Annotated in this window: 17 protein-coding genes; 5 read left to right on the top strand and 12 right to left on the bottom strand. The window is 68.1% G+C overall.

The window, feature by feature from the left end; all coding sequences use genetic code 11:
• The first annotated feature begins 54 nt into the window (after window positions 1-54).
• Window positions 55-1,038: a zinc-binding metallopeptidase family protein gene (locus tag FA740_RS11735; protein WP_136856961.1), complete on the top strand. Its 984-nt coding sequence runs from the start codon at window positions 55-57 to the stop codon at window positions 1,036-1,038.
• Here FA740_RS11735 and FA740_RS11730 read toward each other — a convergent pair.
• On the bottom strand, window positions 1,035-2,840 hold the full coding sequence (locus tag FA740_RS11730; RefSeq protein ID WP_136856960.1) for an ABC-F family ATP-binding cassette domain-containing protein: 1,806 nt from the start codon (window positions 2,838-2,840) through the stop codon (window positions 1,035-1,037). The two genes, FA740_RS11735 and FA740_RS11730, sit on opposite strands and share 4 nt — an antisense overlap.
• A gap of 107 nt (window positions 2,841-2,947) precedes the next feature.
• On the opposite strand from FA740_RS11730, the gene FA740_RS11725 reads away from it, so the two are divergent.
• Both FA740_RS11725 and FA740_RS11720 read left to right on the top strand, forming a co-directional pair.
• A complete protein-coding gene (locus FA740_RS11725) occupies window positions 2,948-3,949 on the top strand; it encodes a Fe(3+) ABC transporter substrate-binding protein (protein WP_136856959.1) in 1,002 nt (333 codons plus the stop codon).
• Window positions 3,950-4,053: 104 nt separating this feature from the next.
• A complete protein-coding gene (locus FA740_RS11720; protein WP_136856958.1) occupies window positions 4,054-4,989 on the top strand; it encodes a nucleoside hydrolase in 936 nt (311 codons plus the stop codon).
• 4 nt (window positions 4,990-4,993) lie between these two features.
• Here the strand turns inward: FA740_RS11720 and FA740_RS11715 are convergent, their stop codons facing one another.
• The 9 genes from FA740_RS11715 to pyrH form a co-directional block, all read right to left on the bottom strand.
• Complete coding sequence (locus FA740_RS11715) at window positions 4,994-5,656, bottom strand: OmpH/Skp family outer membrane protein (RefSeq protein WP_136856957.1); 663 nt, start codon at window positions 5,654-5,656, stop codon at window positions 4,994-4,996.
• A complete protein-coding gene (gene bamA, locus FA740_RS11710; protein ID WP_136856956.1) occupies window positions 5,656-7,956 on the bottom strand; it encodes an outer membrane protein assembly factor BamA in 2,301 nt (766 codons plus the stop codon). The genes FA740_RS11715 and bamA overlap by 1 nt, the downstream gene beginning before the upstream one ends.
• Window positions 7,957-8,058: 102 nt before the next feature.
• Window positions 8,059-9,390, bottom strand: a complete 1,332-nt coding sequence (gene rseP / locus FA740_RS11705; RefSeq protein ID WP_136856955.1) for an RIP metalloprotease RseP — start codon at window positions 9,388-9,390, stop codon at window positions 8,059-8,061.
• Window positions 9,387-10,538, bottom strand: coding sequence for a 1-deoxy-D-xylulose-5-phosphate reductoisomerase (gene dxr / locus FA740_RS11700; RefSeq protein ID WP_136856954.1), 1,152 nt, complete (start codon window positions 10,536-10,538; stop codon window positions 9,387-9,389). Before dxr ends, rseP begins: the two co-directional genes overlap by 4 nt.
• 3 nt (window positions 10,539-10,541) lie before the next feature.
• On the bottom strand, window positions 10,542-11,372 hold the full coding sequence (locus tag FA740_RS11695; protein ID WP_246053603.1) for a phosphatidate cytidylyltransferase: 831 nt from the start codon (window positions 11,370-11,372) through the stop codon (window positions 10,542-10,544).
• The gene (gene uppS / locus FA740_RS11690; protein ID WP_136856953.1) at window positions 11,369-12,106 is read right to left on the bottom strand and encodes a polyprenyl diphosphate synthase; all 738 of its coding nucleotides are present in this window, start codon (window positions 12,104-12,106) and stop codon (window positions 11,369-11,371) included. Before uppS ends, FA740_RS11695 begins: the two co-directional genes overlap by 4 nt.
• Window positions 12,107-12,113: 7 nt before the next feature.
• Window positions 12,114-12,677, bottom strand: coding sequence for a ribosome recycling factor (gene frr, locus FA740_RS11685; RefSeq protein ID WP_136856952.1), 564 nt, complete (start codon window positions 12,675-12,677; stop codon window positions 12,114-12,116).
• A gap of 107 nt (window positions 12,678-12,784) precedes the next feature.
• The gene (locus FA740_RS11680; RefSeq protein ID WP_136857010.1) at window positions 12,785-13,525 is read right to left on the bottom strand and encodes an ion transporter; all 741 of its coding nucleotides are present in this window, start codon (window positions 13,523-13,525) and stop codon (window positions 12,785-12,787) included.
• Window positions 13,526-13,577: 52 nt separating this feature from the next.
• Window positions 13,578-14,303 carry a UMP kinase gene (gene pyrH / locus FA740_RS11675; RefSeq protein ID WP_136856951.1) on the bottom strand — a complete coding sequence of 242 codons (726 nt, stop codon included), beginning with the start codon at window positions 14,301-14,303 and terminating at the stop codon, window positions 13,578-13,580.
• A gap of 81 nt (window positions 14,304-14,384) precedes the next feature.
• Between pyrH and miaA the strand changes: the two genes are divergently transcribed.
• Together miaA and FA740_RS11665 are read left to right on the top strand one after the other, a co-directional pair.
• The gene (miaA, locus tag FA740_RS11670) at window positions 14,385-15,281 is read left to right on the top strand and encodes a tRNA (adenosine(37)-N6)-dimethylallyltransferase MiaA (RefSeq protein ID WP_136856950.1); all 897 of its coding nucleotides are present in this window, start codon (window positions 14,385-14,387) and stop codon (window positions 15,279-15,281) included.
• A 103-nt stretch (window positions 15,282-15,384) separates the two neighbouring features.
• A complete protein-coding gene (locus FA740_RS11665; RefSeq protein ID WP_136856949.1) occupies window positions 15,385-16,428 on the top strand; it encodes a helix-turn-helix domain-containing protein in 1,044 nt (347 codons plus the stop codon).
• Window positions 16,429-16,436: 8 nt separating this feature from the next.
• On the opposite strand, the gene FA740_RS11660 is transcribed toward FA740_RS11665, so the two are convergent.
• Together FA740_RS11660 and FA740_RS11655 are read right to left on the bottom strand one after the other, a co-directional pair.
• Window positions 16,437-17,189 carry an RlmE family RNA methyltransferase gene (locus tag FA740_RS11660; protein ID WP_136856948.1) on the bottom strand — a complete coding sequence of 251 codons (753 nt, stop codon included), beginning with the start codon at window positions 17,187-17,189 and terminating at the stop codon, window positions 16,437-16,439.
• A gap of 1 nt (window position 17,190) precedes the next feature.
• Window positions 17,191-18,312 carry a Ppx/GppA phosphatase family protein gene (locus FA740_RS11655; RefSeq protein WP_136856947.1) on the bottom strand — a complete coding sequence of 374 codons (1,122 nt, stop codon included), beginning with the start codon at window positions 18,310-18,312 and terminating at the stop codon, window positions 17,191-17,193.
• Window positions 18,313-18,408: the final 96 nt, after the last annotated feature.

The raw sequence follows: 18,408 nt of genomic DNA, 5'->3' as shown, positions 1-18,408 counted from the left end.
ACCCTGCGCCGCCTGCGGGCTTGTGTCCTGCCACGATGGACCGGAACCCGCCTCATGCAACGCTTCACCTGCCCACATTGCGGCACGCGTGCCTATTTCCACAATCTGATGTGCCTGTGCAGCGAACCGCTGGTCTATGATCCCGCCCAGGGTCAGATGACGGTCGATGCCGCGCCCTGCGCCAACCGCGACAGCATCGCCTGCAACTGGGCGGCGCGGGTGCCGGGGGGCTACTGCACGTCCTGCGCGATGTCGCAGGTGGTCCCGGTGATGCATGTCGGCGAAAACCAGCGCCTGCTGGCCAGCGCCGAACGCGCCAAGCGGTGGGTGCTGGCGAACCTGGCGCAATGGCACTGGTTCACGCCCACCGATCCGGGCCGCCGCCCCCGCTTTCTGATGCTGTCCGAGGATACCGGCGGGCGCGCCCAGCAGATCACCATGGGCCACGCCAATGGCGACATCACCATCAACGTGACCGAGGCGGACGAGCTGATCCGCCTCAAGCGCCAGTTGAAGCTGGGTGAGCAGTACAGGTCGATGGTCGGCCATTTCCGCCACGAGATCGCGCATTTCCTGTTCGACCGGCTGGCGGTGTCCCCCGATTTCCTGTCGGCCTTCCGGCAGGTCTTTGGGGATGAGCGGGCCGATTACGGCGCCGCCCTGCGCGCCCATTACGCCAATCCGCGTGACGCAGGCGACGAATACATCACCAGCTATGCGACGTCCCATCCGCATGAGGACTGGGCCGAGACAGTGGCCCATCTGCTGCATCTGACCGACGTGGCCGACAGCTTCTGCAGCACGCATCTGGCGATGCCGGGGGTGCCCGACGACTATCATCCCTATACAGAGACCGACCCCTATCGCCTGCTGAACATCGCGGCCGAGATCACCATCGCGGTCAATGACATCAACCGCGCGCTGGACAATACCGACCTGTATCCCTTCGTGCTGACCGTGCCGGTGCGCCACAAGATCGCCTTTGCGCATGGCTGGCTGCAGAACCACCTGGCGCGCAGCGACGGTCAGGCGGCCTAGACGGCCGCCTTTTCCTCCAGCGCCAGCCACTCCTCTTCGGCATCGGCCAGGGCGGCCTGGCGTTCGGACAGGGCCAGGCTGGCCTTTTCGAACTTGGCGGGGGCGGTGGTGAACAGGTCCGGGTCGGACATGAACTCGGACAGCTTGGCGATCTCGGCCTCCAGCTTGGCGATGAGGCCGGGCAGCGCCTCAAGGCGGTGACGCTCGGTAAAGCTGAGACCCTCGCGTGCGGCCTTGGGCTTGTCGGCCACGGGCGCGGATTTGGCGACGCTCACCGGCTCCTCTGGCTGAACCTCTCCGCGTTGGGCCTGATAATCGCTCCACCCGCCGGCATAGACGGTGGCGCGGCCATCGCCCTCCATCGCGACGGTGGTGTCGGCCACGCGGTCGATGAAATCACGGTCGTGGCTGACCAGCAGCACGGTCCCGTCATACTCGCCCAGCAGATCCTGCAGCAGGTCCAGCGTCTCGACGTCCAGATCGTTGGTCGGTTCGTCCATGACCAGCAGGTTCGAGGGCCGCGCCATCAGCCGCGCCAGAAGCAGACGCGCCTTTTCGCCACCCGACAGGCTGCGCACCGGCGCGCGGGCCTGACCGTCGTCGAACAGGAAATCCTTCAAATAAGCCACGACATGCTTGGGCTGGCCCCGGACCATCACCTGATCGGCGCGGCCCGACACGCGCATGTCCGGATCGCCGGTCAGCGATTCCCACAGCGTCTGGTCGGGGTTCAGCGCGGCGCGCGCCTGATCGAACATCGCGATCTCCAGATTGGTGCCCAGCTTGACCGTGCCGGTATCGGGGGCCAACTCTCCGGTCAGCATCTTGATCAGCGTGGTCTTGCCCGCCCCGTTGGGGCCGACGAAGGCGATGCGGTCCCCGCGCTGGATGCGCAGATCGAAGGGCCGCAGGATCACCTTGTCGCCGAAAACCTTGGAGATGCCGGTCGCCTCGACCACCCGCTTGCCACTGGTGGTGCCAGAATCGAAGGCCATCGCGGCGGTGCCCTGACGGCGGATCTGGCTGCTGCGCTCGCTGCGCAGATCGGCCAGCGCGCGGACGCGGCCCTGGTTGCGCTTGCGGCGCGCGCTGATGCCCTCGACGGCCCACTTGGCCTCGGCCTTGATCTTGCGGTCCAGCTTGTGGCGGGCGTCGTCCTCGGCGGCCCAGGTCGCCTCGCGCCAATCCTCAAAGCCCTCGAACCCGCGCTCCTGACGGCGCACGGCGCCGCGGTCGATCCACAGCGTGGCCTTGGTCAGGCGGCGCAGAAAGGCGCGGTCGTGGCTGATCAGCACGAAGCCCGCGCGGGTCTGCGACAAATGGTCCTCCAGCCAGCCGATCGCCTCGATGTCCAGGTGGTTCGTCGGCTCGTCCAGCAGCATCAGCTCTGGCGCGCGGGCCAGCAGACGGGCCAGCGCGGCGCGGCGGCGTTCGCCGCCCGATGCGGTGTCCACGGGACGGTCGGGGTCGAATTTCAACCCTTCTGCGGCCATGTCGACCAAGTAATCCTCGCCCGGCTCCAGCCCGTCCCGGGCGAACTCCCCAAGCGTGGCAAAGCCCGACAGATCCGGGTCCTGCTCCATGTAGCCGGTGGAAACCCCTGCGGCCAGGACGACGTCGCCCCGGTCTGGTTCGACGAAACCGGCCATCACCTTCATCAGGGTGGACTTGCCAGAACCGTTCCGACCGACCAGCGCGACGCGGTCGCCCGGCTGGACGTTCAGGGAAAGACCTTCGAAAATGGGATCGCCGCCATAGGTCAGCGAGATCTCGGAAAGTTGCAAAAGGGGTGCGCGTGCCATGACCGCGCCCCTAGCCTGCGGCGGCGCCTGCGTCAATGCACGGCAATGCTTGACAGGTTCGGTCAGGCTTGGCAGAACGCCTCTGTAATCCGACCAAAGGAGTCAACATGCGTCCCCTGATCCTCGCCTCGCTGCTGGGTGCCACCGCGATGCCCGCCCTGGCCCAGGAGGTGAACGTCTATTCGCACCGCCAGCCCGAGCTGATCCAGCCGCTGATCGACGCGTTCACCGCCGAAACGGGGATTGCCGTGAACGTGGCCTTTGTCGACAAGGGCATGGTCGAGCGTCTGCAGGCCGAGGGCGCGCGCTCGCCCGCCGATCTGGTGCTGACCGTGGACGTCGCCCGTCTGGGTGAGGTCAAGGACGCGGGCGTGCTGCAGGCCGTCGAGGACGAGACCCTGACCGACGCCATCCCCGACGCGCTGCGCGACGACGAGAACCAGTGGTTCGCCCTGACCACCCGCGCCCGCATCGTCTATGCCCATAACGACCGCGTCGCCGATGGCGAGGTCACCACCTATGAGGATCTGGCCGATCCGAAATGGCAGGGCCGCATCTGCACCCGCAGCTTTACCAACGATTACAACGTCGCGCTGACCGCCGCCTTCCTGGCCCATCACGGCGAGGAAGAGACCGTCGCCTGGCTGGAGGGCGTCAAGTCGAACCTGGCCAAGCGTCCCGAGGGCGGCGACCGTGATCAGGTCAAGTCGATCTGGGCCGGCGAATGCGACATCAGCCTGGGCAACACCTATTACATGGGTGCGATGCTGAAGGATGCCGAGCAGCAGGAATGGGCCGAATCGGTCCGCATCATGTTCCCCACCTTCGAGGATGGCGGCACGCATGTGAACGTGTCGGGCATGGCGATGACCGCCTCGGCGCCCAACCGTGACGCGGCCCTGCAGCTGATGGAGTTCCTGGTCGGTGACGAGGCACAGCGCATCTATGCCGAGACCAACAACGAATTCCCGGTCAAGGACGGCGTCGACCGCTCGGAGCTGGTCGCCAGCTGGGGCGATTTCACCCCGGACGATCTGTCCCTGACCGAGATCTCGGACCTGCGCCCGCAGGCGCTGGACCTGATCGAGCGGGTCAACTTCGACGGCTGATCCGGTCACCCGGACAAAACCGAAAAGGCGCAGGCGGGGCTTGCGCCTTTTTTCATGCTGGCGCACAAATCCGCGCTTGGAGGCCACCAGAGGGGACAGCCGGAATGCCGCAAAAGATCATCATCGACACCGACCCCGGCCAGGATGATGCCGTGGCGATTCTGCTGGCGCTGGCCTCTCCCGAGCTGGAGGTGCTGGGCATCGTGGCCGTCGCGGGCAACGTGCCGCTGGCCCTGACGCAGGTGAACGCCCGCAAGGTGGTCGAGCTGTCGGGATGCGACGTGCCAGTCTTTGCCGGCTGCGACCGCCCGCTGTCGCGCGATCTGGTCACGGCGGAACATGTGCATGGCAAGACCGGGCTGGACGGCATCGCCCTGCCCGAGCCCTCCCTGCCGCTGCAGCCGGTCCACGGCGTCGATTTCATCATCGACACCCTGCGCGCCGAGGCCGCTGGCACGGTCACGCTGGTCCCCATCGGCCCGCTGACCAACATCGCCGAAGCCTTCCGCCGCGCCCCCGACATCATCGGGCGCGTGCAACAGATCGTGCTGATGGGCGGCGCCTATTTCGAGGTGGGCAACATCACCCCGGCGGCGGAATTCAACATCTATGTCGATCCCGAGGCCGCGGCCGAGGTCTTTGCCGCGGGCGTGCCGCTGGTGGTGATGCCGCTGGATGTGACGCACAAGGCGCTGACCGACCGTGCCTGGGTCGAGGCGATGCGCGCCCTGCCCGGCCGCTGCGGCCCTGCCGTGGCGGGCTGGACCGATTTCTTCGAACGCTTCGACACGGCGAAATACGGCAGCCTGGGCGCGCCGCTGCACGACCCCTGCACCATCGCCTGGCTGCTGCAGCCCGACCTGTTCCAGGGCCGCGACATCAACGTCGAGATCGAGACCAAGGGCCGCTGGACCACCGGCATGACCGTGGCCGACTGGTGGCGTGTCAGCGGGCGCGCGCCCAACGCGCTGTTTCTGAAGGACGTCGACCGCGACGCGCTGTTCGCCCTGCTGCTGGAGCGGATCGCGCGCCTGCCCTGACCGCTCAGCGTGCCGGTTCGGGTTCCGACACGGGCGGGGCGGGCAGCGGGATCACGCCCTCTCCATCGCCGATGCGGTCGTTCAGGGCGGCGACCAGTTGTTCGGTCACGTCGATGGCGTCCAGCGACACAAAGATCGTGCGCCGGTCCAGCACCGCGACGGCGCCCCGGTCCTGCATGATCTGGCCCATCACCGGCAGGGCCGCGCGAAAGAACGCGGCGCGGTCGGCCTCGGCCCAGGCATTCAGGTTCTGCACCGCCTCGGCGCGTTCGCGGCGGATGCGGGTGGCGCGCAGATCAAAGCTCTCGGCCAGCTGACGAAAGCGGTCGGCAGGCAGCGTGGCGCGCTGTTCGGTCAGCTGGGCTTCCTCGGCGGACAGAAGCTGGGTCAGGCGGTCGTTTTCCTCGGCGATCAGCGCGCCTTCGGCCTCCAGCCGGTCCTGCGCGCGAAGGCCCCAGGCCGAGGTCAGGTACAGAACGTCCTGATCCAGCGTCAGGATGGGCGCGCTGTCGGCCATCTCTCCGGGGCCGGGCAGCGTGGCATTGGGCAGGACCGGGGGCGCGGCGATGGGCGGGACCTGTGGGACCGCCTCGTCGGCCAGCGGCTCCTGCGCCAGCGCGGGCAGCGCCAGAAACGCCAGCCCCGCCATCAGCCCCCAGACCCGCATCAGAAGTTCGTCTGGATCGTCAGGTCGAAATTCTGCTCTCGGTCATAGTCTTCCTTGCGCAGCGCCTGCGAAAAGTTGAACCGCAGCGGCCCGATCGGCGTGGTCCAGAAGATCGACGCGCCCACGGCGGCGCGGACATACATGTCGTCATCGACCGCAACGCCGCCCGTGCCGACGGTCTGGTCCAGACCCCACAGCGATCCGACATCGGCGAACAACCCGCCCTGGATGCCGTATTCCTCGGGCAGGCCGATGGGGAACTGCGCCTCGGCGCGGGCCGCCCAATAGTAGTTGCCGCCCAGGCCGTCCTCATTGTCAGCCGCCAGATCGCGGGGGCCCAGGCCGTTCGGCTCGAACCCGCGGATGCGGTTGCCGGTGCGGAAGCGGTCCAGGATCCAGGTCGAATAGTCGCCATAGGAATAGATCGCGCCCGCCTCGACCTCGGCCCGCAGGGTCACGCTGTCGCGCCAGGCGGTGCTTTCGACGCCGGCCAGGGCGGTGGTGGTGATGGTCTTGGTATCGCCCCCCGCACCCGCGAAATCCTGGGAAAAGCGAAACCGATAGGCGGTCAGCGGGTCCAGCCCGGTGCGGCGCGAATCCCAGTTGTAGGTGTACCCGAGCGACGAGGTCAGGCGCGTCCCCTCCTCGTCGATCAGGATCTGAGAGCTGTCCTCGGTAACGTTGCTCAGCTTGTCCTCGGACAGGCGATAGCGCAGCTCCAGCCGCCCATTGTCCGAGATGGGGAATTCCAGCGACGGCTGGATGCGGATCTGGCGGGTGTCAAAGTCTGAGTTCAGGCCCTCGGTCTCGACATAGTTCGCCGAGAACCCGAATCGCAGGTCGCGGCCCAGGAAGAACGGCTCGACGAAGTTGATCGCCGCCGCGCGGTCGTCCGATGCGGTGGACAGCTGCAACCCGACCGTCTGGCCGCGCCCCAGAAAGTTCTGCTCGGTCAGGCCCAGGTTGAAGCCAACGCCCGAATTCACGCCATAGCTGGCGCCCAGGGACAGCGACCCGGTGGGCTGCTCCTCGACATTGACGCCGACGATCACCTGATCGGGGCTGCTGCCCTCGCGGGTCTGGACCTGCGCATCCGCGAAATAGCCCAGGGCGCGCACGCGTTCCGCGGAGTTGCGGATCTCGCGCGGGTTGAAGGGGTCGCCCTCGACGGTGGTGAACTGGCGGCGGATCACCTGGTCCAGCGTCGTGGTGTTGCCCTCGATGTCGATGCGCTCGACAAAGATGCGTTCTCCACGGGTCAGGGCGAATGTCAGGTCCAGGGTCTGGGTCTGCGGATTGCGGGTGACGCGCGGTTCGATATTGACGAAGTTCAGGCCCTGCTGGATCGCGATGGTCTCCATCCGCCGGATCGACGTGTCGATGACCGAAGGGTTATAGACCGATCCGCGCCGCACGCGGCTCTGTTCGGCAAAGGCGCTGGCGTCCAGTCCGGGGATCTCGGAGACGGTATCGACCCGCCCGAACCGGTAACGCGGCCCCTCCTGGATGTTGAAGGTGATGAAGAACGCGTCGCGTTCGCGCGCGATCTCGGGGGCCACGCCCTGCACCCGGAAATCGGCATAGCCCTGAGAGCGATAGAAATCGGTCAGCAGCTGCTCATCCAGCGGAATGCGCTCGGGGGCGAAGGTGTCGCGGCGGATGAAGGTGCGCAAGAGGCCCGCCTGCTTGGTCTCCAGCACGTTGCGCAGACGCCGGTCCGAAAACGCGCGGTTGCCGACAAAGCTGATGCGCTCGATCTCGGTGACGTTGCCTTCGCGGATCTCGAAGACCAGATCGACGCGGTTGCCGCTGCGGCGGATGATGCGCGGATCGACGCGAGCGGCCAGGCGGCCTTCGGCGGCATAGGTCTGGGCGATCGCCTGCGCGTCCTGGATGGCCTGGGCGGGCTGATAGACGCGGCGCGACTGGCTGCGCACAATCTCGGCCAGGCGGGCGTCGTTCAGGCGGCGGTTGCCCTCGAACGTGATCTGGTTGACGATCGGGTATTCGGCGACCCGCACGATCAGGGTGCCGCCCTGCGGGACCAACTCGACCGTCTCGAACAGGCCGGAATTCTGCAGGCGCTGCAGCGCGTCGTTGATCTGGCCGGGGCTGACATCCTGACCCTGAGGCAGGGCCAGCGTGGACAGCACGGCCCCCGTCTCGATCTGCTGGTTGCCCTGAACCTGGATGCTGCTGAAGACCACGGCGGCGGCAGGCTGCGGGATCACCCCTGCGGGCACGGCGATTGCCAGCGACGTCACCAGCGCCAATGCGCCCTTGCCCAGTTTCCGTTCCATGATGGCCCCTCTTGTGTCCGCCTGCACGCGCCCGGTTCGGGCTGTCGTTTTGCCTATGGTCTGTAGCCCCAACAGGGCCGGGCTGTCAAAAGCGCATGCACGTCAGGGGCAGAAAAGATCGTTGGTCAGGCCGAAAATCATCAGGGACAGCACGGCGGCCATGCCGATCGCGGTCAGAAGGTTCAGCGCCTTGTCCGACGGCGGACGCCCGCGCAGGGCCTCGTAGGTGTAAAACATCAGATGTCCGCCATCCAGCACCGGGATGGGCAGCAGGTTCAGGAACCCGATGGCCGCCGACAGGACCGCGATCCACCACAGGAAGTTGGCGCCCCCCGCGCTGGCCGCCTGCCCCGTGCTTTCGGCGATGCTGATCGCGCCGCCCAGGTTGCAGGTGCCGATCTGCCCCGAGATCATCGCCCACATCCCCGTCAGGGACGAGGTGATGATGCCCCAGGTCTGGCCCGCGCCCAGGGACAGCGCCTCCAGCGGCCCGGCGCTGCGGGTCTGGGGGGTGAAGAAGCTTTCGCCCCCCGTCACGCCGATCAGCCAGCGCTGCTCGAACCCGCCGCCCTGGGCGGGCAGGTCGGACAGCTTGGGCGTGAGGGTGACGGCGACGTCACCCACGCCGGGGCGCCACAGGCTCAGCGCCAGGGGCGCGCCCTGGGCGGCCTCGACCGCCTCGCGCATCTGGGTAAAGCGGGTGACGGGCTCTCCGTCGATGGCCAGCACCACGTCGCCCGCGCGCATGCCCGCCGCCGCCGCCGCGCTGCGCGGCGCCACGCCGCCGATGCGCGCGGGCATCGGGTCGGGTCCGGTCACGGTCAGGGTCCGGCCGTCGCGTTCGACGCGCCAGTCCTGCTGGGCTGCGACCGGCAGATCGGGGGTCAGGGCGCCGATGTCGCGCCAGGTGGCGACGGGCTGCCCGCCAAGCGCCACGATGCGGTCGCCGGGCTGCAATTCGTTGGTGATAGCGGGCGGGGCCTCGCTGATGGCGCCCACGCGGACCTCATCGACCGGCAGGCCCTGGACCACGGCAAAGCCCGCAAAGACCAGGATCGACAGCACGAAATTGAACACCGGCCCGGCCAGCAACGTGGCGAACCGCGCCCAAAGCGGCGCGCCCTGCAGCGTCTGGCGCCGCAGCGCCGGATCGACGGCGCGGCCCGGCCCGGCGCTGGCCACGTTGTCGTCGCCCATAAAGCGGACGTATCCGCCAAGCGGCACCGCCGCCACCTGCCAGACCGTGCCGCGCCGGTCGCGGCGCGCGAACAGGCGCGGGCCAAAACCGACGCTGAACACCTCGGCCCGGATGCCCGACCAGCGGCCCACGATGTAATGGCCGTATTCATGCACGGTCACGATCACCGCCAGCGCGGTGACAAAGGCCAGCAGCGTCCACAGCGTGCCTGCGGTCTGGGCAATCAGATCCATCATCGGGCGGCCTTTCTTCGGGCCAGGCCATCCCAGTGCAGGACGGCGGGCAGGTCTTGGGGGTCCTGGGCAAAGCCCGGCTCGGCGGAGAGCGCCTCCAGCGTGGCCTCGACGCGCGGGGCCATCTCGGTAAAGCGGATGCGGCCGGCGATGAAATCGTCCAGCGCCTGTTCCTTGGCCGCGTTGAAGACCGCGCCCGCTGCCCCGCCCGCGGCCATCACCTCGCGCGCCAGGCGCAGGGCGGGCCAGCGGGTCTCGTCGGGGGCGCGAAAGGTCAGGCTGCCAAGCGCCGCCAGATCCAGCGCCGCGACCGGCAGCGGACGGCGTTCGGGCCAGTGCAGCGCATAGCCGATGGCGTGGCGCATATCGGGCGCGCCCAGATGCGCGATGGTGCCGCCGTCGTGATGGGTGACCATGGCGTGAATGATCGATTCCGGGTGGACCAGAACCTTGATGCGGGCGGCGTCCAGGCCAAAGAACTCCTTGGCCTCGATCACCTCCATCGCCTTGTTGAACATCGACGCGCTGTCGATGGTGATGCGCTGGCCCATCGCCCAGTTCGGATGGGTCGAGGCCTCGGCCACCGTCGCCGCCGCCAGCCGCTCCAGCGGCCAGTCGCGAAAGGCGCCGCCCGATGCGGTGATGGTGACATCCCTGACGCTGTCGAGGGTATCCGTTCCAAGCGCCTGAAAAATCGCGGAATGTTCGCTGTCGACCGGCAGGATCGTGGCCCCTGACCGCGCGCCCGTGTCGCGCAGCAGCGCGCCTGCGCAGACCAGCGATTCCTTGTTGGCCAGCGCCAGCACCCCGCCCTGCGCCAGCGCGGTCAGACCCGGCGCCAGGCCCGCCGCGCCCACGATGGCCGACAGGATCCAGTCGGCGGGACGGGCCGCGGCCTCCAGCAGGGCGGCCTCTCCGGCGGCGGCCTGGACGTCGCTGCCCGCAAGCGCCGCGCGCAGATCGTCCAGCAGCTCGTCATGGGCGGTCACGGCGATCTCGGCGCGCAGGTCGCTGGCCATCTGCGCCAGACGGGCGATGTTGCGCCCGCCGGTCAGGGCCACGACGTGATAGTCGCCCGGGGCGCGGCGGATCAGATCGACGCCATTGGCCCCGACCGATCCGGTCGCGCCGAAAATGGAAATGCGTCGCATGTGTCAGTTCACCACGGGCAGGCTGGTCACGAATCCGATCAGCATGGTGGCCAGCACCGCGCCCGTCACTGCGTCAAAACGATCCATGAAGCCGCCATGGCCCGGAATCAGGTTCGAGCTGTCCTTGACCCCGGCCCGCCGCTTCAGCCAGCTTTCGGCGATGTCGCCCATCTGGCCCGCGAAACAGACCAGCGGCGACACCCAGATCAGCGTGGCATCCCCCCGGTCCGTGGCCCAGAGGATCGCGCCGAACAGGCACGCCCCGATCCAGCCCGCAATGGTGCCCGACCAGGTCTTCTTGGGGCTGAGTGCGGCCCAGAATTTCGGCCCGCCCAGAATGCGCCCGAAGAAATAGCCGGCCGTGTCCGAGATGATGATGACCCCCATCAGCCACAGCACGAAGTTCAGGCCAAAGCTTTCGCGGAACAGCACCAGCTCATAGGCGACCAGCAGGATCGCCGCGCCGAAGATCGCATAGGTCGCCCGGTCGCGCCGCGCCGCCCCCGGCAGGCCCAGCAGCAGCGGCAGCGACAGCGCCAGCCAGGCCCAGGGCAGCCCGGTCAGCGCGAACGCCTGCGCCACGCCCGCGATCGCGGCCAGCGCGATGGGGCGAGAGCGTCCGAACAGGGTGACATGGCGGGCCGGGTTCTTCCAGCCGGTCATCGCCGCCAGCTCCCAGAAGGTGATGGCGGTGATGATCGCCATGCCCAGCCTCAGCCAGGGACCCTGCGCCACGGCCAGCAGCACTCCGATGGCCAGCAGCACCAGCGTCGAGGCCACGCGGCGCGACAGGTCACCCCATTTGCCGCCCCCGGTGATCGGTGCCGCCCTCATGCGCCGCCAAAGCGCCGGTCGCGCAGGCCGAACCGGTCCAGGATCGTCGCCAGATGGTCGGGCGTGAAATCGGGCCACAGCGTCGGCGTGAATTCATATTCCGAATAGGCCGCCTGCCAGGGCAGGAAATTCGACGTCCGCGTCTCACCCGAGGTGCGGATCACCAGATCGGGATCGGGATGTCCGGCGGTGTCCATGCAATCGGCCAGATCGGCCTCGGAGGGGGACGTGACCTCGCCCCGCACGATGCGCTCGGCCAGCCGGGTCGAGGCGCGCACCAGCTCATCGCGGCCGCCATAGTTGATCGCCACCGTCAGGTTCAGCCGGGTGTTGCCCGCCGTCCGCGCCTCGATCGAGGCCATCAGCTCCTGCAGCTTGCGGTCCAGGCGCGAGCGTTCGCCGATGAAGCGCATGCGCACCCCCTCGCCCGACATCTCCTCGGCCTCGCGCTGGATGTAGCGGCGAAAGATCTTCATCAGACCCAGGACCTCCTCGGTCGACCGCTTCCAGTTCTCGGTCGAGAAGGCATAGATGGTCAGCCAGTCCACCCCCAGATCGGGGCAGGCGCGGACGATCTGCTTGACGCGTTCGGCGCCGCGCCGGTGGCCGACCAGACGCGGCCAGCCGCGTTCGGTGGCCCATCGGCCGTTGCCGTCCATGATCACGGCGACATGGCGGGGACGCGACGTCCCCTCTGCCACCGCCTTGGTCGCTGCGCCTCTGGGCCAGGCCATGATCCGCTCAGACCTGCATGATTTCGGCCTGCTTGGCCGTCAGCGCCTCGTCGACCACCGCGATCATGCGGTCGGTCAGGGACTGGATCTCGGTCTCGTAGAGCTTCTGGTCGTCCTCGGGCATGCCGGCGGCCTTGGCCTTCTTGACCTGGTCCATGCCGTCGCGACGCACGTTGCGCATCGAGACGCGGGCGCTTTCGGCATATTGGGCGGCGACCTTGGTCAGCTCGCGGCGCCGCTCCTCGTTCAGCTCGGGGATGGGCAGCATGATGATGGTGCCGTTGGTCTGCGGGTTGATGCCCAGGCCGCTTTCGCGCAGGGCCTTTTCGACCTTGTTGACCATGCCCTTGTCCCAGATGTTGATCGTGACCATCCGCGGCTCGGGGACGTTGACGGTGCCCAGCTGGTTGATCGGCGTCATCTGGCCATAGGCCTCGACCTGGACCGGGTCGATCATCGAGGCCGAGGCCCGCCCGGTGCGCAGGCTGGCGAATTCGCCGCGCAGACTGTCGATGGCGCCCTTCATGCGCCGCTCCAGATCGTCGATATCGATGTCGATGTCCTCAGCCATGTCGGACTGCCTCTGCTTTGGAATTTTTTTCGCTTGTAACCACAATGTCGCAGATTGGCAAAGCCTTTGCCCAAGGGTCCGGCAGCGGGCCCCCGTCACTGCTCCCATCAGCGCGCATCGCCCGAACCCCCGTCGCGCCGCATCCGTTCCTCGATCGCGGTCAGGCGCGCCAGCACCTCGTCGCGATAGGCCTCGGTCGCAGCGTTCTCCTCCTCCTGATGGGCCTCCTGCATCGAATTCACGATCAGACCGACGACCAGGTTCATCACCGCGAATGTCGTCATCAGGATGAAGGGCACAAAGAACAGCCAGGCCTGCGGATAGACATCCATCACCGGGCGCACGATGCCCATCGACCAGCTTTCCAGCGTCATGATCTGGAACAGAGAATAGGCCGAATTGCCCATGTCCCCGAACCATTCGGGAAAGGTCGTCCCGAACAGCTTGGTCGCCATGACGGCGAAGATGTAGAAGATGATTCCCATCAGCAGGAACACCGACGCCATGCCGGGCAGCGCGGACAGGAACCCCTCGACCACGCGGCGCAGGCGGGGGGTGACCGACACGATGCGCAGCAGCCGCAGGATGCGCAGCGCGCGCAGCACCGACAGCCCCTGCGTGGCCGGCATCAGCGCGATGCCCACGATCACGAAATCGAACACGTTCCAGCCGTCGCGGAAAAAGCGCAGCCCGCGGGCATAGAGCTTCATCGCGATCTCGATCACGAAGATCGACAGGCAGGCAGCATCCAGCGCCAGGATCAGCGGCCCGGCGCTGGCCATGATCGCAGGCGACGTCTCCAGCCCCAGGATCATGGCGTTGAACAGGATCACCCCGGTGATCACCATCTGCGCGCGGGGCCCGTGGATCAGCCGATCCACACGCCCGCGCAAAGTCGCGTCAGTTGTGGACACGGGTCGAGATCCCCCGGCCTTCCAGGATCGAGCGGAACCCGCCAGGCGCATCCAGCGAGAACACGATGATCGGCAGCTTGTTGTCGCGCGCCAGCGCGATGGCCGACGCGTCCATCACGCCCAGATGCTTCTGCAGCGCCTCGTCATAGCTGACGGTCTCATAGCGCTTGGCGTCGGGGAACTTGTTGGGGTCCTTGTCATAGACGCCATCGACCTTGGTGCCCTTGAAGATCACCTCGCAATTCATCTCCGAGGCGCGCAGCGTGGCTGCGGTGTCGGTGGTGAAATAGGGATTTCCGGTGCCGGCCGCAAAGATCACGATGCGCTTCTTCTCCAGGTGGCGGATGGCGCGGCGGCGGATATAGGGCTCGCAGACCTCGTCCATGCGGATCGCGCTGATCACGCGGCAATGCAGGCCGCGCGCCTCCAGCGACGACTGCATCGCCAGCGCGTTCATGACGGTGGCCAGCATGCCCATATAGTCGGCGGTGGTGCGCTCCATGCCCTGCGCGCTGCCCTGCAGCCCGCGAAAGATGTTGCCGCCGCCGATGACCATGCAGACCTCGACGCCCATGGCCTGCACGGCCTCGACTTCGCTTGCGATGCGGGCGACGGTGGGCGGGTGCAGGCCATAGCCCTGGTCGCCCATCAGCGCCTCGCCCGAGATCTTCAGCATCACGCGGCCATATTGCCTGGGGGTCTCGGTGGTCATTGGGGGGCTCCTGTCGCCGGTCGCTTTCATCGCGCCGTTAAATGTCGCAAAAGGGCCGCCGGATCAACTGCCGGATGGCCCATGCGTGACCCTGACCTGACACAGATCGACGCCTCGCGCCACCTGGTGATCGCGGGACCGACGGCCAGCGGCAAATCGGCGCTGGCATTGGCGGTGGCGCAGGCCCAAGGCGGCACGGTCGTGAATGCCGATGCGCTGCAGGTCTGGTCCTGCTGGCGGGTGCTGACCGCGCGCCCCTCCGCGACTGATGAGGCGCTGGCGCCCCACGCGCTGTACGGTCATGTCGCGCCGGGGGCTGCCTATTCGGTGGGCGACTGGCTGCGTCAGGTGGCCGGGCTGCGGGGGCGGCTGATCGTGGTGGGGGGCACGGGCCTTTACCTGACCGCGCTGACGCGGGGGCTGGCGCAGATCCCCGCGACGCCGCCCGCCCTGCGGGCCCAGGCCGATGCGCGGCTGTCCGAACCCGGCGGCCTGGCCGGTCTGATCGCGGAACTGGACCCGCAGAGCGCCGCGCAGATCGACCTGCGCAACCCCGCCCGCGTCCAGCGCGCGTGGGAGGTTCTGGCCGCCACCGGGCGCGGCATCGCCGCCTGGCAGGCCGACACCCCGCCGCCCCTGATGCCGCCCGACACCTGCCAGCGCATCGTAATCACCAGCGACCGCGACTGGCTGGCGGACCGTATCGCCCGGCGATTCCACGCCATGCTGGAGCAGGGCGCCCTGGACGAGGCGCGCGCCATGCAGCCGCATTGGGCGCCCACCGCGCAATGGGCGCGGGCCATCGGCGCGCCGGAACTGATGGCGCATCTGCACGGCGCGCTGACCCTGCAGGAGGCCACCGAACGGGCCATTATCGCGTCCCGACAATATGCGAAATCGCAGCGGATCTGGTTTCGGGGCCGGATGCGCGACTGGCATCTGTGGCAGGCGGGCAACGCCGGGCCGATCGCGTCATGATTGTGCGAAACCCGCAGATGATTCATTGAGTTTCAACCGGGATGGGCAATAATCCGCCCATAAGCTGCCGGTCGATGCGGCCGGCTCAGGACAGGCGGGGAACATGTCTCTCTGGGAACGCTCTGGCTGGAAGGGGGGGTTTCCGTTCTCTCCGACGCGCCTCGGCCCGCTTGGCCGGGCGGTGCGCGGACAGGGCGGCGACGTGGATGTGACCGCCGCGTCCATCTGCGACACGGGCGCGACGCTGCCGCGCACCACCCCTGCGGCGCTGTCCTATGGGCGCATCGTCGTGCCTGACGCGCTGACCGTGCGCGTGACGCCGGCCTCGCGCCGCACCGCACCGCGCCGCGCCAGCCTGCGCCTGCTGCCCATCGGCGCCTTCACCTGGGGCAGCGCGACCCCGCCCGTCCAGCCCCGCACCCGCCCCGACCACACGCTGATCTGGGTCACCGGCGGGCGGATGCGGCTGGATTTCCCGCGCAGCGGCACCATCCTGGAGCCGGGCGACGTGCGGTTCATCCCCTCAGGGACGGCCTTTGCCGCCCGCCCCCGCGCCGGGGCCGAGGGGCATGTGCTGCTGATCTCTCCCGAACTGGTGGCCGAGGTCGATCCCCCCCTGCCCCGCAGCGTGACGGCGGGTTGCATCGGTCAGGGCGCGGCGGTCCTGGCCGCCACCCTGCAGGCCCTGGTCGAGGAGGCCGCGCGCAGCCCCGACCGCAAGGCGCTGGACTGTTATCTGAACGTGCTGTCGCTGCGCCTGTCGCGGCTGGACCCGGAGCGCGACCGCCGCACCTCCGCGGGCGCGGCGCTCGCCGACCGGCCACTGGTCGACCGGTTCCTGGCCCTGTCCGCCAGCGAGATCGGGTCCGACCGCACCCTGGCCGATCTGGCGCAGGACCTGGGCACCACGCTGACCCAGCTGGACCGCGCCTGCCTTCAGGCGCGCGGCCGCCGCGCGATTGATCTGGTGCACGAACAGCGCCTGGAACGCGCCGCCGAACTGCTGCGCCATACCGACCGGCCCACGCCGCGCATCGCCCAGGATCTGGGCTATGCCAGCCACGGCCATTTCACGCGGATCTTCGTGGCGGCCACCGGGCGCACGCCCGAAACCTATCGCCAGCAGATGACCCGCACGCCGGACTAAGCGGTCGTTCAGCCCGCCTCGGGTCCCGTCAGCGCCTCGCGGCCGCGGAACCCCATGGCGACGACGAACTTCTCGGAACTGTCGCTGCGGCTGGCGGGCGGCTTGACGTTGGCGACCTTGGTAAAGTTGCGCTTCAGCATCGCCTGCATCTCGGTCTCGGCGCCGCCTGCCAGGACCTTGGCGACAAAGGTCCCGCCCGGCTCCAGCACGTCAAAGGCCAGCTGGGCCGCCGCCTCGACCAGCGCCACGATGCGGTTGTGGTCGGTGTTCTTGTGCCCGGACGCCGATGCGGCCATGTCCGACATCACCACATCCGCAGGCCCGCCCAGCCAGCCCTTGACCAGATCATCCGCGCCGTCGGACAGGAAATCCAGCACGTGGATCTCGGCCCCCGCGATCGGATCGACCTCCTGCAGGTCAAGGCCCAGCACGCGCCCGACCTTCTTGCCCGATTTCTCGCCCAGGGCGTTCACGCGGGCCACCGCCACTTGGCACCAGCCGCCGGGCGCGCAGCCCAGATCGACGACCCGCGCGCCGGGCACCAGAAAGCGGTACTTGTCGTCCAGCTCGATGATCTTGTAGGCCGCCCGCCCGCGATAGCCTTCGCGCTTCGCGCGGACCACATAGGGGTCGTTCAGCTGCCGTTCCAGCCACAGGGTCGAGGACAGCTTGCGTCCCTTGGCGGATTTCACGCGCACGCGCAGATCGCGCGCACCGCGCCCGCTGGTCTTGCCGTCCCGGCTGGTCGGTGTCTTCGTCATCTCATGCCACTCCGTTCAAACCTTCCGGCGCCAGCACCCCATCGCGCACCATCTGGGCATAAAGCAACCCCTCGCGCAGGCCGCGATCCGCGACCGACAGCTTGTTCGTGGGCCAGACCCGCATCAGCGTCTGCAGGATCGCCGCGCCCGACATGATCAGCGCATGGCGTTCGCGGCCGATCCGCGGGTCGGTGCGCCGCCCCTCGGGGCCCAGCTGCAGATAGCTGTGGATGACGCGGTCAATCTGGTCGCTGGTCATCTCCAGCCCGTCCACCTTGGTCCGGTCATAGCGGCGCAGGCCCAGAAAGCTGGCCGCGACCGTGGTGACGGTGCCCGACGTGCCGATGATCTGGAACCCCTCATCGGGCGATCCGTCGGCATAGGGGGTGAAATTCGCCAGCGCCTCCTCGAAGAACCACGACATCAGCGCGAACCGGCCCTGATCGTCCTCGACATCCGCGAACTGGTCGCGCAGGGTCGCAACCCCCAACGGCACGCTGATCCAGTCGACGACGCGCGCGCCACCCGGCTGCGGGTTCCCGAAGCCGTCGGACAGGCGCATGATGGCGCGAGGCCGCTCCTTGGGCTCCACGTCCTCCAGGTCGATCCAGACCAGCTCGGTCGAGCCGCCGCCGATATCGACGACCATCAGCGTCTCGGTCTTGTGGCTGACCAGCGGCGCGCAGCTGATCACCGCCAGCCGCGCCTCCTCCTCGGACCCGATGATCTCGATGGGCAGGCCGGTCTCGCGGCGGATGGTGCGCAGGAAATCGCGGCTGTTGCGTGCGCGCCGGCACGCCTCGGTCGCCACAAGGCGCATGTTGCGCACCTTGTGCTGGTCCAGCTTGCGCTTGCAGACTTGAAGCGCGTGAACGGTACGCGCCATCGAGCTGCGGGACAGGCGTCCCGAAGCTTCCAGCCCCTGACCAAGCTGAACCGGCTTGGAGAAGCTGTCGACGACCTGAAACTGACTGCCCGTCGGTCGGGCAATCAGCATCCGGCAAGAATTGGTCCCAAGGTCGAGCGCAGCATAAAGCGCCCCCTCCTCGGGGTGTCGGGTGCCCGACGGTTCGACCGTATTTCTCGGGACCACGTCCGCACCCGCAGGACGCTTGGGCGTCATGACACACGCCCTCCGATGACAAGTTGAACAAAACGTAACCTGCCCAAGGCCGCCATTCAAGGGGCCGCCGCGCCACAGACGCCCTGCGCGCTGCGG

This window comes from Paracoccus hibiscisoli (genome assembly GCF_005048265.1).
Lineage (GTDB): Bacteria > Pseudomonadota > Alphaproteobacteria > Rhodobacterales > Rhodobacteraceae > Paracoccus > Paracoccus hibiscisoli.
This window is presented reverse-complemented; position numbering and strand designations above follow the sequence as displayed.

Bases quoted from the DNA above. Each gene is read 5' to 3' on its own strand.
- miaA (WP_136856950.1), top strand. From the start codon at position 14,385: ATGCGTGACCCTGACCTGACACAGATCGACGCCTCGCGCCACCTGGTG.
- FA740_RS11655 (WP_136856947.1), bottom strand. From the start codon at position 18,312: ATGACGCCCAAGCGTCCTGCGGGTGCGGACGTGGTCCCGAGAAATACG.
- FA740_RS11680 (WP_136857010.1), bottom strand. From the start codon at position 13,525: ATGGTGATCACCGGGGTGATCCTGTTCAACGCCATGATCCTGGGGCTG.
- FA740_RS11665 (WP_136856949.1), top strand. From the start codon at position 15,385: ATGTCTCTCTGGGAACGCTCTGGCTGGAAGGGGGGGTTTCCGTTCTCT.
- FA740_RS11725 (WP_136856959.1), top strand. From the start codon at position 2,948: ATGCGTCCCCTGATCCTCGCCTCGCTGCTGGGTGCCACCGCGATGCCC.
- frr (WP_136856952.1), bottom strand. From the start codon at position 12,677: ATGGCTGAGGACATCGACATCGATATCGACGATCTGGAGCGGCGCATG.
- FA740_RS11660 (WP_136856948.1), bottom strand. From the start codon at position 17,189: ATGACGAAGACACCGACCAGCCGGGACGGCAAGACCAGCGGGCGCGGT.
- FA740_RS11720 (WP_136856958.1), top strand. From the start codon at position 4,054: ATGCCGCAAAAGATCATCATCGACACCGACCCCGGCCAGGATGATGCC.
- bamA (WP_136856956.1), bottom strand. From the start codon at position 7,956: ATGGAACGGAAACTGGGCAAGGGCGCATTGGCGCTGGTGACGTCGCTG.
- FA740_RS11695 (WP_246053603.1), bottom strand. From the start codon at position 11,372: ATGAGGGCGGCACCGATCACCGGGGGCGGCAAATGGGGTGACCTGTCG.
- FA740_RS11715 (WP_136856957.1), bottom strand. From the start codon at position 5,656: ATGCGGGTCTGGGGGCTGATGGCGGGGCTGGCGTTTCTGGCGCTGCCC.
- FA740_RS11735 (WP_136856961.1), top strand. From the start codon at position 55: ATGCAACGCTTCACCTGCCCACATTGCGGCACGCGTGCCTATTTCCAC.
- pyrH (WP_136856951.1), bottom strand. From the start codon at position 14,303: ATGACCACCGAGACCCCCAGGCAATATGGCCGCGTGATGCTGAAGATC.
- uppS (WP_136856953.1), bottom strand. From the start codon at position 12,106: ATGGCCTGGCCCAGAGGCGCAGCGACCAAGGCGGTGGCAGAGGGGACG.
- rseP (WP_136856955.1), bottom strand. From the start codon at position 9,390: ATGATGGATCTGATTGCCCAGACCGCAGGCACGCTGTGGACGCTGCTG.
- dxr (WP_136856954.1), bottom strand. From the start codon at position 10,538: ATGCGACGCATTTCCATTTTCGGCGCGACCGGATCGGTCGGGGCCAAT.
- FA740_RS11730 (WP_136856960.1), bottom strand. From the start codon at position 2,840: ATGGCACGCGCACCCCTTTTGCAACTTTCCGAGATCTCGCTGACCTAT.